This window comes from Streptomyces sp. NPDC088746, from assembly GCF_044751065.1.
Lineage (GTDB): Bacteria > Actinomycetota > Actinomycetes > Streptomycetales > Streptomycetaceae > Streptomyces.
The window spans coordinates 1-13283 of the sequence record NZ_JBIVLA010000008.1 but is presented as its reverse complement, the minus strand read 5'-3'; the positions used below and the strand labels follow the sequence as shown (position 1 = coordinate 13283).

Sequence of the window (13283 nt, the reverse complement as noted above, 5' to 3'; positions counted from 1 at the left end):
GTTCAGTCCTGCCCGTAGCGCGGGTCGACCGACTCGGGCGAGAGGCCGAGCAGCTCCGCGACCTGTTCCACCACGACCTCGTGCACCAGCAGAGCGCGTTCGTCGCGGCTCTTGGTGCGGATCTCGACGGGGCGCCGGTAGACGACGATCTGGGCGGGCTGTCCCTTCTCGGCGGACAGCGCGCGCCCCAGCGGCACGGTCTCCTCGAGCGAACCCGGCACATCGAGGACCAGGAAGTCGACATCCGTCAGCTGGGGCCAGCGCCGCTCCAGCCGCTCCACCGAATCCTGGACGAGATCGCGGAAGCTCTCGGCCCTGCTGACGGACAGCGGCACCTGCGGCGGGGCGACCGGTCCGCGCATGCCGCGGCCGTGGCGGTCGCGGCGGCGGGGCCGTGGCTCGGGCGGGTGGGGCGGTACGGGGCTGTCCATCACCGACGCAGCGTAACGCTCCCCGGCCCGGGGCGATCACGGCTCCTCCGCCGGCCCGCTCCGTGTCCCAAGATGAACATTCCGGCCAGGGTTGAGTGCGGTTCCGGTCCTTGCTCCGATCGCGGACCCTCCGTCGAATGACCGGTTGTGTTCCCCCCGGCGACCTCGGCCCGGCCCGCGCGCACGGGCCGCCGCGCAGGTCGGAACGGCTGTGCGGGAGCCGCACCGGGCCCCGTGCGGTGGACGACACGACGGGGTGACCCGGGGGAGAGTCGTCGCAGCCCGCTCAAGAGTGCGGTACCGTCCAACATCGTGAGCCCTGTACGTCGCTGTTCGCGAACCGCGTGCGGCCGTCCCGCCGTCGCGACACTGACGTACGTCTATGCCGACTCGACCGCGGTCCTCGGCCCGCTCGCCACCTATGCCGAGCCCCACTGCTACGACCTCTGCGCCGAGCACGGTGAACGGCTCACCGCGCCGCGCGGCTGGGAAGTCGTCCGGCTCTCCGACCCCTCGGCTCCCACCCGCCCCAGCGGTGACGATCTCGAAGCGCTGGCCAACGCCGTGCGCGAGGCGGCCCGGCCCCAGGACCGGCAGCAGGGCGGCAGGGGCCCCCGGGCGGCCGACCCGGTGGAGGTCGCGCGCCGCGGACATCTCCGGGTGCTGCGCTCCCCGGACTCCTGACACCCCTTCCGCACCACGGGTCCCACCCGCCACCTCTCCGTACCGGAAGAAGTTTTCCGGTACGGAGCATTGACGCTGGCTTGTCGCGGACACGACCATTCCCCCACCCGTGAGAGATCGCTTCCGCATCACGGAATCCGGGGAGGTCTGTGTGTTTGTCCAGCAACTCGAACCCGTAGCCGATTCGCTCGCTCTGTCCGCTCTTGTCGCTTCCCTGCCCCTGGTGACCGTCCTGGTGCTGCTGGGCGCCGTCCGCATGAAGGCCCACCGCGCCGGCCTCATCGGGCTCGCCGTCGCCGTGCTCGTCGGCCGGCTGGCGTTCGGCATGCCCGTCGGGCAGACCCTGTCCGCGGGGGCGCAAGGCGTCCTCTTCGGGCTCTTCCCCATCATGTGGATCGTCGTCAACGCCCTCTGGGTGTACCGGATGACCGTCCGCACCCACCACTTCGACATCCTGCGGCGCTCCTTCGGCCGGGTCTCCGACGACCCCCGCATCCAGGCCCTGGTCATCGCCTTCTGCTTCGGCGCGCTCCTGGAGGCCCTGGCCGGCTTCGGCGCACCCGTCGCGATCTGCTCCGTCATGCTCGTCGCGCTCGGCTTCGACCCGGTCAAGGCCGCGGTCGTCTCCCTGGTCGCCAACACCGCGCCCGTCGCCTTCGGAGCCATGGGCACGCCCGTGGTGACCCTCGCCCAGGTCACCGGCCTGCCACTGGACGACGTCGCCACGGTCGTCGGCCGCCAGACTCCGCTGCTCGCGCTCGTCGTCCCGCTGATCCTGGTCTTCCTGGTCGACGGCAGGCGAGGGCTGCGGGAGACCTGGGTGCCCGCGCTCGTCTGCGGGGCGGCCTTCGCCGTCGCGCAGTTCGCCGCGTCCAACTTCGTGTCCGCCCAGCTCGCCGACATCGCGGCCGCTCTGGTGGGCGCGGGCGCGCTGATCGCCGTCCCCGGCGCCCGCAGGCCCGCCGACGAGCCGGTGCGCGCTGCCGTCCTGACGGGCGCGCGCAGCGAGGACCTGGACAAGGAGGACCCGCGCCGTGAGGTGCTGCGCGCCTATGCCCCGTACGCGCTGATCGTCGCGGTGTTCTCCCTCGCCCAGATCCCGCCCGTCAAGCGGCTGCTGGCCGAGGCGACGCGCGTCTTCGACTGGCCGTTCCTCGATGTCGCGGGGCCCGACGGCGAACCGGTCGGCGCCAACGAGTTCTCCCTGCCGCTCTTCGGCACCGGCGGCACGCTCGTGCTGATCGCCGGCCTGATCACCGCCGTCGTCATCGGCGTACGGGCGGGGACCGCCGCGCGGGAGTGGGCGGCCACGGTGCACGAACTGCGCTACGCGATCCTCACCGTGACGTCCGTCCTCGCCCTCGCCTACGTCATGAACCTCTCCGGCCAGGCCGCCACCATCGGGCAGTCCGTCGCCGCGGCCGGTGCCGGGCTCGCCTTCCTCTCGCCGGTGCTCGGCTGGTTCGGCGTCGCCGTGTCCGGCTCCGACACCTCGGCCAACGCCCTCTTCGGCGCCCTCCAGGTGTCCGCCGCACGGGAGTCCGGCCTCTCGCCGGAGCTCCTCGCCGCCGCCAACAGCTCCGGGGGAGTGCTGGGCAAGATGATCTCCCCGCAGAATCTGACGATCGCCTGCGCGGCCGTCGGTCTCGCCGGACGTGAGGGAGATCTGCTGCGGAAGGTGCTGCCGTGGAGCCTCGGCCTGCTGCTGGTGATGTGCCTTGTCGTGATGGCCCAGAGCACGGCGGTGCTGGGCTGGATGCTCCCCTGACCGGGGGTCGGGGGCCGCCGGGTAGTTTGGGCGGTCCGCAAAGACCCCAGGAGGACCGGCCGTGGTTGCTGACCTGTCGCAGCTCGTGAAGGCGTACGACGTGCGCGGAGTCGTGCCCGACCAGTGGGACGAGCCGCTCGCCGAACTGTTCGGCGCGGCCTTCGTCCAGGTCACCGACGCGGACGCGATCGTGATCGGCCACGACATGCGGCCGTCCTCGCCCGGTCTGGCCGCGGCCTTCGCCCGCGGTGCGACGGCACGCGGCGTCGACGTGACCCTCATCGGGCTCTGCTCGACGGACCAGCTGTACTACGCGTCCGGGGCGCTGGACCTGCCCGGAGCGATGTTCACGGCCTCGCACAACCCGGCGCGGTACAACGGCATCAAGCTGTGCCGCGCCGGGGCCGCGCCCGTGGGCCAGGACACCGGTCTGACCGAGATCCGCACCCTGGTCGAGCAGTGGTCGGAGCACGGCCTCCCCGCCACGACCGCCACCACCCCGGGCACGGTCACCGAGCGAGACACCCTCATGGACTACGCCGCGCACCTGCTGGGCCTCGTCGGCCTCTCCGGGATCCGTCCGCTCAAGGTCGTCGTGGACGCGGGCAACGGCATGGGCGGCCACACCGTCCCCACCGTCTTCGCGGGCCTCCCCCTCGACCTCGTACCCATGTACTTCGAGCTCGACGGCACCTTCCCCCACCACGAGGCCAACCCGCTCGACCCGAAGAACATCGTCGACCTCCAGGCCCGCGTCCTCGCCGAGGGGGCCGATCTCGGCCTCGCCTTCGACGGCGACGCCGACCGCTGCTTCGTCGTCGACGAGCGCGGCGAAGGCGTGTCACCGTCCGCGATCACGGCCCTGGTGGCCGCCCGTGAGCTGGCCCGCAACGGCGGCAAGGGCACCGTCATCCACAACCTGATCACCTCCTGGTCGGTCCCCGAAGTCGTACGCGAGAACGGCGGCACCCCCGTCCGTACCCGCGTCGGCCACTCCTTCATCAAGGCCGAGATGGCCGAGCACGGAGCGATCTTCGGCGGCGAGCACTCCGCGCACTACTACTTCCGCGACTTCTGGAACGCCGACACGGGCATGCTCGCCGCCCTCCACGTCCTCGCCGCGCTGGGCGGCCAGGACGGCCCGCTCTCCGGGCTCCTCGACCGGTACGACCGCTACTCGGGATCCGGCGAGATCAACTCCACGGTGGCCGACCAGGCGGACCGGCTGGCGGCGATCAGGGCGGCGTACGGCCACCGCGACGACGTACGGTTCGACGAGCTGGACGGGCTCACCGTGACCGGCGGCGACTGGTGGTTCAACCTCCGGGCCTCCAACACCGAGCCGCTGCTGCGTCTGAACGTCGAGGCGCGGGACGAGAAGACCATGGCGGCGGTACGCGACGAGGTCCTCGCCGTCGTCCGCGCGTGACCGCTCAGGGCGGGGGCGTGACCGCTCCGGGTCCGGGCCTGACCGCTCTGTGTCCGGGCGTGACCGGTTCGCGGTCGTGCGGCGTGCCCGAGATGTCCGCGCCGTCCGCGACCGCCCCGCCGCCCCCCGGGCGCACGCCGCCGACGCATGCCCCGTCGAGCGGGGACTGCCGGGCCGCGACCCTCCCGGCCCGGCGGTAGGCTGACCACGCCCCAAGCTCCGCGGACCCGAACCGGGTCCGGACCGGATCCGCACCGCATGCCCGAAGGGACCCACCCCATGCCGCTCGAAGCCGGCCTTCTGGAGATCCTCGCCTGCCCGGCCTGCCACGCCGGCCTCGACGACCGGTCCGCCGCCGAGAGCCCCGAGCTGGTCTGCACCGGCGCGGACTGCGGTCTCGCGTACCCGGTGCGGGACGGCATCCCGGTGCTCCTCGTCGACGAGGCCCGCCGCCCCGCGTAACCCGCACCCTGATCAGCACGGTGATCGGAGGCCCACCACCATGCTCGACGAGTCGCTGCTCGACGCACCGGAAGCACTGGCCCGAGCCGACCGGCGAGGCCTGCTGCGCGGCGCCGCCGAAGCCGGAGCCCGCGTCCGCACCGCCGCCCGGCACGCCGCCGAGGCCGGAATCGGCGCCCTGGCCCCCGAAGGACGGCCCCGCGCCGTCCTCGTCGCGGGGCCCGGCACCGCCGCGACCGGCGTCGCCGACCTGATCGGCGCCCTCGCCGGCGCCTCCGCGCCCGTCACCGCGATCCGCCCCACCGGGGTCGCGGCCGCCGCCGGCGCGCTGCGCTGGGCGCTGCCCGGCTGGGCCGGATCCGTGGACCTGCTGCTCATCGCCACGGCCGACGGTTCGGAACCGGGCCTCGCGCTGCTCGCCGAGCAGGCCTACCGCCGCGGCTGCACGGTCGTCGCCGTCGCGCCCGTCCGGTCCCCGCTGCGCGAGGCCGTCGACGGGGTCCACGGACTCGTCGTGCCCATGGCGGCCGCCCCGCACGGTGAGTACGACGCCGAGACCTCGGCGGCAGGCCCCGGCACGCTCTGGGCCCTCCTCACCCCGCTGCTCGCCCTGCTGGACCGCGTGGGCCTGGTCGAAGCACCCCCGGAGACCCTGCAGAAGGTCGCCGACCGTCTCGACCGCACCGCGGAGCGCTGCGGGCCGGCCATCGCCACGTACAGCAACCCGGCCAAGACACTCGCCGCGGAACTCGCCGACAGCCTGCCGCTCGTCTGGACGGAGGGTGAGGCCGCGGGCCCCGTCGGGCGCCGCTTCGCCGCCGTCCTCGCCGAGCTCGCCGGCCGTCCGGCGCTCGTGGCCGAGCTGCCGGAGGCGCTGCCCTCCCACGGAGCGCTGCTCGCCGGAGCGTTCGCGGCAGGGGCCGACCCCGACGACTTCTTCCGGGACCGGGTGGACGAACCCGAGGCCATGCGCGCCCGTGTCGTCCTGCTCCGCGACCGGCCCGCCGGCGGCCTGACCGCGAGCCCGGCCGCCCGTGAACTGGCCCTGAGCCACGACACGGCCATCAGCGAACTCGAACCCGAAGAGGGAAGCGAGCTCGAATCCCTCGCCGAGCTCCTCGCGGTCACCGACTTCGCCGCCGTCTACGCCTCCCTGGCCTCCGACAACCGGGCCTGACGGCCTGCCACCCCTGGGCGCCCACGCCCGCGCATCCCACGAGGACTCATCTCCATGGACCGGCTCTCCAACACCGTGCGCCCCTACGCCTGGGGGTCCACGACGGCCATCCCCGAGCTGCTCGGCACAGCCCCGACCGGCGAACCGCAGGCCGAGATGTGGATGGGAGCCCACCCGGGAGCCCCTTCACGCCTCACCCGGCCCGCCGGTACGGACACCACCGCGGGCGCCGCGGGCCCCGGAGCCGGTGAGCGGTCCCTCACGGACGTCATCGCGGCCGACCCCGAGCGCGAACTCGGCGCGGCGGCCGTCCGCGCCTTCGGTCCCCGGCTCCCCTTCCTGCTCAAGCTCCTCGCGGCCGGCGCCCCGCTGTCCCTCCAGGTCCACCCCGACCTCGCGCAGGCACAGGAGGGCTACGCGGACGAGGAACGCCGGGGCATCCCGATCGACGCGCCGCACCGCACGTACAAGGACGCCAACCACAAGCCCGAGCTGATCTGCGCGCTCACCCCCTTCGACGGGCTGTGCGGCTTCCGCAGGCCCGCCGAGGCCGCCGACCTGATAGCCGCCCTCGGCGTGGACTCCCTCAAGCCCTTCGTGGACCTGCTCCGCGCCCACCCCGAGGACGGGGCACTGCGCGAGGTCCTCACGGCGATCCTCACCGCGGACCCCGACGACATGGCGCACACGGTCGCCGAGGCGGCCGAGGCCGCCGGGCGGCTCGGCGGCGCCCATGCCCCGTACGCCCAGATCACCCACCACTACCCCGGCGACCCCGGCGTCATCGCGGCCATGCTGCTGAACTACGTACAACTCCAGCCGGGCGAAGCGATGTTCCTCGGAGCGGGCGTGCCCCACGCCTATCTCGGCGGCCTCGGTGTCGAGATCATGGCCAACTCCGACAACGTGCTGCGCTGCGGTCTGACCCCCAAGCACGTCGACGTCCCCGAACTGCTCCGCATCGTCCGCTTCGAAGCCACCGAGCCCGGCATCCTGCGCCCCGAGGCCGCAGCCGACGGCGAGGAGGTGTACGAGACGCCGGTTGACGAATTCCGGCTGTCGCGCTACGTCCTGCCTTCCGGCGGCGGACCGGTCGACCTCACCGCGCCCACCGCGCAGATCCTGCTCTGCACGGCGGGCGCCCCACGGGCAGGCGAGATCGCTCTCGCACCCGGCCGATCGGTGTTCGTCCCCGCGGACGAGGCGGTAGAAGTGGCCGGTACGGGAACGCTCTTCCGTGCGACCGTGGTGGTCTGACGTACCGTCCGTACCAGCGGCTGCAACAATGTCCGGCCGTAACGCGGCGCCCGTGCCGCAGCACCGAGGAAGGGACACCAGGCACCCATGAGCGCGTCAGGCGGAACCAAGGCGATCGTGGCGGCACTCGCCGCCAACCTCGCGATCGCGGTGGCCAAATTCGTGGCGTTCCTCTTCAGTGGCTCTTCATCGATGCTGGCGGAGAGCGTCCACTCACTGGCGGACTCGGGCAACCAGGGGCTCCTGCTGCTCGGCGGCAAGAAGGCCCAGCGGGAGGCGACCCCCCAGCACCCCTTCGGTTACGGCCGTGAGCGCTACATCTACGCCTTCCTCGTCTCCATCGTCCTGTTCTCGGTCGGTGGCATGTTCGCGATCTACGAGGGCTACGAGAAGATCAAGCACCCGCACGAGATCGAGGCCTGGTACTGGCCGGTCGGCGTGCTGGTCTTCGCGATCATCGCCGAGAGCTTCTCCTTCCGTACGGCCATCACGGAGTCCAACCAGACCCGCGGCAAGCTGTCCTGGACGCAGTTCGTCCGCCGGGCCAAGGCGCCCGAGCTTCCCGTCGTCCTCCTCGAGGACCTCGGCGCGCTGGTCGGGCTGATCCTGGCCCTCGCCGGCGTCGGCCTGGCCCTGGGCACCGGAAACGGCGTGTGGGACGGCATCGGCACCCTGTGCATCGGCATCCTGCTGATCGTGATCGCGATCGTCCTCGCCGCTGAGACGAAGTCGCTGCTGCTCGGTGAGGCGGCCGGCACCGACGACGTCGACAAGATCCAGGCCGCCGTGGTCGACGGCGACACCGTCACCCGCATCATCCACATGCGCACGCTCCACCTCGGTCCGGAAGAGCTGCTGGTGGCAGCCAAGATCGCGGTGCGGGCCGAGGAGTCCGCCGCCGAGGTCGCGGAAGCGATCAACGCCGCCGAGAACCGGATCCGCGATGCGGTCCCGATCGCCCGGGTCATCTACCTCGAGCCCGACATCTACGACGAGAAGGCCGCTGCCGCCGGCACCAACCCGGGCAAGGCACCGGGCGGCCCCGTGTCTCCCGAGGGCACACCGACGGAATCCGGCCACTGACCCGCTGAAGATCAGCCCCGAACGGCCCCGTGACCCACGCCGCCCCCCAGGCGGACTGGGGCGCGCTGGGCCGTTCGGTGTAGATTCGGGGGAGTACCAGACGTCGCTGCTGATGGCGGTCGATCGGTCCGCGCAAGTGGACCGGCCGAGGGAGAGAGGGCCTCCGACGGACTGCACTGCGGATCGCCCGGGCATTCGTGTGCCCGTCGTGGCCGCCGCAGAGCCAGCCAACCACCCTCGACCCACTACGAGGAGCAGCCCGTTATGACGACGGCCGCCAATCGCCAGGACTTCAAGGTCGCCGACCTTTCCCTCGCCGCCTTCGGGCGCAAGGAGATCACCCTCGCCGAGCACGAGATGCCCGGCCTGATGTCGATCCGCAAGGAGTACACCGCCGCCCAGCCGCTGGCCGGCGCCCGGATCACCGGCTCCCTGCACATGACCGTGCAGACCGCGGTGCTCATCGAGACCCTCGTCGCCCTGGGCGCCGAGGTCCGCTGGGCCTCCTGCAACATCTACTCGACCCAGGACCACGCCGCCGCAGCGATCGCGGTCGGTCCGAACGGGACCCCGGACGCCCCCGCCGGCGTCCCGGTCTTCGCCTGGAAGGGCGAAACCCTGGAGGAGTACTGGTGGTGCACGGAGCAGGCTCTGACCTGGCCGAACACCGCCACCGGCGGCCCGAACATGATCCTCGACGACGGTGGTGACGCCACCCTCCTCGTCCACAAGGGCGTCGAGTTCGAGAAGGCCGGCGAGGCCCCGGACCCGTCGACGGCGGACAGCGAGGAGTACGCGTACATCCTCACCCTGCTGAATCGCACCCTCGGCGAGTCCCCGCAGAAGTGGACCCAGCTGGCGTCCGAGATCCGCGGCGTGACCGAGGAGACCACGACCGGTGTGCACCGGCTGTACGAGATGCACCGCGACGGCACCCTCCTTTTCCCGGCGATCAACGTCAACGACGCGGTCACCAAGTCGAAGTTCGACAACAAGTACGGGTGCCGCCACTCGCTGATCGACGGCATCAACCGCGCCACCGACGTCCTGATCGGCGGCAAGACCGCCGTCGTCTGCGGCTACGGCGACGTGGGCAAGGGCTGTGCGGAGTCCCTCCGCGGCCAGGGCGCCCGTGTGATCATCACGGAGATCGACCCGATCTGCGCCCTGCAGGCCGCGATGGACGGTTACCAGGTCACGACGCTGGACGACGTGGTGGAGACCGCGGACATCTTCGTCACGACGACGGGCAACAAGGACATCATCATGGCCTCGGACATGGCCCGGATGAAGCACCAGGCGATCGTCGGCAACATCGGCCACTTCGACAACGAGATCGACATGGCCGGCCTGGCGAAGATCGACGGCATCGTCAAGGACGAGGTCAAGCCGCAGGTCCACACCTGGAAGTTCCCGGACGGCAAGGTCCTGATCGTGCTGTCCGAGGGCCGCCTGCTGAACCTCGGCAACGCCACCGGTCACCCCTCGTTCGTCATGTCCAACTCGTTCGCGGACCAGACCCTGGCCCAGATCGAGCTGTTCACCAAGCCCGAGGCGTACCCGACCGATGTCTACGTGCTGCCGAAGCACCTGGACGAGAAGGTCGCCCGCCTCCACCTCGACGCGCTGGGCGTGAAGCTCACGACCCTGCGCCAGGAGCAGGCCGACTACATCGGCGTCCCGGTGGAAGGCCCGTACAAGTCCGACCTCTACCGCTACTGAGCCGGCCGTCGGCCGACGGCCGGCGCAGCTCTCAGCAGCAGGTCCGAGCGCAGGCCCCCGCACCCCCGTGCCGGGGGCCTGCCCCGTACCGCACCCGCACAGCCCGAGGAACCCGAAGGACCCCATGCCCCGCGGCCGTTATTCGCTCCACGATGTCCACGACCACTCCCCCCTCGGCGAAGAACACTTCCACTGCGCGCCCGGCCCCTCCGGCTGGCGCTATGTCTCCCAGACCACGGCTCCCTCGGGCGCCCACCTGGGTTCCGTCGATCTGGCCCTGGACGAGCTCGGCCGCCCCATCCGCCTCGAACTGCACGCCGCGAGCTGGCAGATCCGCGGTGCCGCCCTCGACGGGGTCACCTGGGTACGGACCGACCCCACCGGCACTCATGCCACCGAAGGCAATGTCCGCGCCCACACCTTCTCCGGCACGTCCCCCGCTTTCCTCGTCGCCACCGCCAGGCTCCTGCGCCTCACCCCCGCTTCCCCCGCGACCCGCGTCCGTCTGGTCACCTTCACGGACCCGGTTCTCGCTCCCCGTACCGTCGACCAGTCCTGGTCGCTGCTGAACAGTGAAGCGCACGCCACTGACAACGGGCCCCTGATCGTGGACGAATACCAGGTCAGCGCACTGGACACCGGCGAGCAGCACGCCGTGCACATCGCGGGTGACGTGGTGCTGGCGGCGCCGGGCATCGAGCTCGAGCACCTCGAATCCCCGCCCTCGGCCAAGCCCGGTGCGCCGGACGGGGCTTGAGCCGAGCCGGAGGTATCGAACCGCCGCGTGCCGCCGGTTCGCCGTCGGGGCCGCGGACCTGGACCAGGGTTCGGGGGCGGGCGGGCCCGGGCGGGAGGGTTCAGGCGGGCGGGGCGAAGCCGGTCGTGGCCTGCCCCTCCGCGCCGGCCCCGTCCTTGCCGGCGCCGGCGGGAGCCGCTGTGGGCGTGCCGGCGCCTGAGGGCCGGACTTCCGTCGGCCGTTCGCCGGGGGATTCCTTGTTCAAGGGCGCGGGCGCAGGCCCGGTGACGGGCATCTGGAAGGGGCCGCCGCGGCCCGCTGCCGCAGCCATCCGCCGGGCCTCCCGCGTCTGCCGCTCGTTCACCACGGCCGCGAGATAACCGGCCGCCGGTACCCCCTGCGGCACCTGGACACCCGTGCACGCGACGAGGTCCGCGGCCAGGCGTTCCCCCATGGACCATCGCACCGTGGCATCGAGCTCGTTCATCCGAGTCAGGTACTGCCGTACGGCGAGCCAGAGCCCGTCAGGTACGCCCGAGAGATCCAGCTGCGCGAAACGGCCTACCAGCCAGGGCGGGGGAGGGGGCACCGTCTGAGCCCGCCCGGCCGGCACCCGCTCACGCACGACGAGCGTTCCGGCGAACACGTCACCGAGCCGGCGGCCGCGGGCGGACACCAGAGAGGCGATACAGCCCACGACTCCGAATGTCCCGAGGATCTCGACCAGCCCCATCGCCCCCCGCACGAGTGCGTGACGGAACCGGATCGGCCCACCGTCGTCCCGCACCACGCGAAGTCCGCAGGCGAGCTTTCCGAGCGAGCGGCCATGGCTGAGGGTCTCCACCGCGACAGGTCCGCCCACCAGGACCAGCAGGAACGTGGCGACGGCGATCGCGGCGGCCGCCGCCTCGTCGAGTGTCACGCTCGCCACGGCCAGACCGATGGACAGCAGCACGAAGACGGTCAGGAGCACCGCGAGATCGATGGTGATCGCCAACGCCCGGCTGGGCAGCCTCGCCGGCTGCAGTCCCAGTACGACCGCGTCCCCGGTCACGAGTTCATTCATCGCCGCCCACCCCTCGCCGCCCTTCTCTCCCCCTCGGGAACCACAGTCTGCCAAGCTGACCGGCAGCGCACCGCCGTAGTACGGACCCGTACGCACCCATGCCTGGAGCAGCAGCCGACCATGGATCTCGACGTCTTCGTGACCGCCCACCACACCGAGTGGGACCGCCTGGACCATCTTCTTCACCGCGGGCGCAGCCTGACAGGTGACGAGGCGGACGAGCTCGTCGCCCTGTACCAACGCACCGCCACGCATCTGTCCTTGATCAGGTCCAGTGCACCGGATCCCGTGCTGACCGCGCGTCTCACGCAGCTCGTGGCCCGCGCGCGCTCCACCGTGACGGGGACCCGCCGCGCCTCATGGCGCGACGCCGCGCGCTTCCTGACCGCCGGCTTCCCCGCGGCCGTCTACCGCTCGCGGCACTGGTGGATACCCACGGCGGTGCTCTCCACGCTCCTGGCGGCCGTCATCGGCTGGTGGATCGGCACACATCCGGAGGTGCAGGCGTCGATCGCCGCCCCGGAGGACCTGCGCGCCCTGACCCGGCCCGGCGGCGAGTACGAGACGTACTACTCCAGCCATCCGGCAGCCTCTTTCGCCGCCCAGGTCTGGACGAACAACGCTCAGGCGGCGGCCATGTGCCTGGTGCTGGGGGCCTTCCTCTGCATACCGGTGATCTGGATCCTCTTCGTCAACGTGCTCAACCTCGCCGTCGGCATCGGGCTGATGTCCTCGGCGGGCCGTCTGGACACCTTCCTCGGGCTCGTCCTGCCGCACGGCCTGCTCGAGCTCACCGCCGTCTTCGTCGCAGCCGGCACGGGCCTCCGTCTCGGGTGGACGGTCATCGACCCGGGCCCGCGCACCAGACGCTCGGCACTGGCTCAGCAGGGGCGTGCCGCGATCGGCATGGCCATCGGGCTGGCGCTGGTCCTGTTCGTCTCCGGTGTCATCGAAGGGTTCGTCACTCCCTCGGGCCTTCCCACCTGGGCGCGCATCACCATCGGTGTCGCGGCTGAGCTGGCCTTTCTGGCCTACGTCTATGTCCTCGGAGGGCGGGCTGCCCGAGCCGGGGACACCGGGGACGTCGATGCGGGGGAGCGCAGCGCCGAGCTGCCCGCCGCGGCCTGAGGGCCGATGTGCGTCCGGGGCCTCTGACCTGCTAGCCTTCTGGTCGCCCACAAAGACTGTTGACACAGCCTGCGTGGAGAGGTAGATTTTAACGGTTCCAACGAGTTGGACAACTTGCTCGGGAACGTCTAAAGTTCATCTCGCTCGTGCGGAGGACGCGATCCCCGCAGAGCCGATCGATTCTTCTCTTTCAAGCAAATGGCCAGGTTCGCTTCGGCCGAATTGCTTCTGATAAAGTCGAGTCAGCCGAAAGGCAAAGGCCACTCCACAGGCCACCGGAATCAAATTCGGACCGGAAACGGAACGGAAAAGAGTCTGGTAAAGTTGGAACCGCCGGAAA

13 protein-coding genes are annotated in these 13283 nt (G+C 71.6%); 10 read left to right on the top strand and 3 right to left on the bottom strand.

Features of this window, described 5'->3' with window-relative positions:
• Positions 1–2 precede the first annotated feature (2 nt).
• A complete protein-coding gene (locus ACIP63_RS29705; RefSeq protein ID WP_393766678.1) occupies positions 3–431 on the bottom strand; it encodes a metallopeptidase family protein in 429 nt (142 codons plus the stop codon).
• Positions 432–743: 312 nt separating this feature from the next.
• Here ACIP63_RS29705 and ACIP63_RS29700 point away from each other — a divergent pair, with 312 nt between their 5' ends.
• The 9 genes from ACIP63_RS29700 to ACIP63_RS29660 all read left to right on the top strand — a co-directional run bounded on the left by ACIP63_RS29700 (position 744) and on the right by ACIP63_RS29660 (position 10770).
• Positions 744–1115: a DUF3499 domain-containing protein gene (locus tag ACIP63_RS29700; RefSeq protein WP_053929176.1), complete on the top strand. Its 372-nt coding sequence runs from the start codon at positions 744–746 to the stop codon at positions 1113–1115.
• A gap of 151 nt (positions 1116–1266) precedes the next feature.
• Positions 1267–2883 (top strand): L-lactate permease, encoded by a 1617-nt coding sequence (locus ACIP63_RS29695; protein WP_401521682.1) that lies wholly within the window; start codon positions 1267–1269, stop codon positions 2881–2883.
• A gap of 61 nt (positions 2884–2944) precedes the next feature.
• Complete coding sequence (locus tag ACIP63_RS29690; protein WP_401521680.1) at positions 2945–4312, top strand: phosphomannomutase/phosphoglucomutase; 1368 nt, start codon at positions 2945–2947, stop codon at positions 4310–4312.
• A gap of 279 nt (positions 4313–4591) precedes the next feature.
• Complete coding sequence (locus ACIP63_RS29685; protein ID WP_073752985.1) at positions 4592–4774, top strand: Trm112 family protein; 183 nt, start codon at positions 4592–4594, stop codon at positions 4772–4774.
• A 40-nt stretch (positions 4775–4814) separates the two neighbouring features.
• Entirely contained in the window at positions 4815–5951 is a 1137-nt protein-coding gene (locus ACIP63_RS29680) for an SIS domain-containing protein (RefSeq protein ID WP_401521677.1), read from the top strand.
• Between the two features lie 54 nt (positions 5952–6005).
• Positions 6006–7208 carry a mannose-6-phosphate isomerase, class I gene (gene manA, locus ACIP63_RS29675; RefSeq protein ID WP_401521675.1) on the top strand — a complete coding sequence of 401 codons (1203 nt, stop codon included), beginning with the start codon at positions 6006–6008 and terminating at the stop codon, positions 7206–7208.
• Between the two features lie 87 nt (positions 7209–7295).
• The gene (locus ACIP63_RS29670; protein ID WP_401521673.1) at positions 7296–8291 is read left to right on the top strand and encodes a cation diffusion facilitator family transporter; all 996 of its coding nucleotides are present in this window, start codon (positions 7296–7298) and stop codon (positions 8289–8291) included.
• 264 nt (positions 8292–8555) lie between these two features.
• On the top strand, positions 8556–10013 hold the full coding sequence (ahcY, locus tag ACIP63_RS29665) for an adenosylhomocysteinase (protein WP_362934890.1): 1458 nt from the start codon (positions 8556–8558) through the stop codon (positions 10011–10013).
• A gap of 124 nt (positions 10014–10137) precedes the next feature.
• Positions 10138–10770: a hypothetical protein gene (locus ACIP63_RS29660; RefSeq protein WP_401521670.1), complete on the top strand. Its 633-nt coding sequence runs from the start codon at positions 10138–10140 to the stop codon at positions 10768–10770.
• Positions 10771–10870: 100 nt separating this feature from the next.
• On the opposite strand, the gene ACIP63_RS29655 is transcribed toward ACIP63_RS29660, so the two are convergent.
• On the bottom strand, positions 10871–11815 hold the full coding sequence (locus tag ACIP63_RS29655; RefSeq protein WP_401521668.1) for an RDD family protein: 945 nt from the start codon (positions 11813–11815) through the stop codon (positions 10871–10873).
• 120 nt (positions 11816–11935) lie between these two features.
• Between ACIP63_RS29655 and ACIP63_RS29650 the strand changes: the two genes are divergently transcribed.
• Complete coding sequence (locus tag ACIP63_RS29650; protein WP_401521665.1) at positions 11936–12943, top strand: stage II sporulation protein M; 1008 nt, start codon at positions 11936–11938, stop codon at positions 12941–12943.
• 135 nt (positions 12944–13078) lie between these two features.
• Here ACIP63_RS29650 and ACIP63_RS29645 read toward each other — a convergent pair.
• Positions 13079–13283 (bottom strand): hypothetical protein (locus ACIP63_RS29645; protein ID WP_401521664.1); only part of this gene is annotated, 205 nt, incomplete at its 5' end.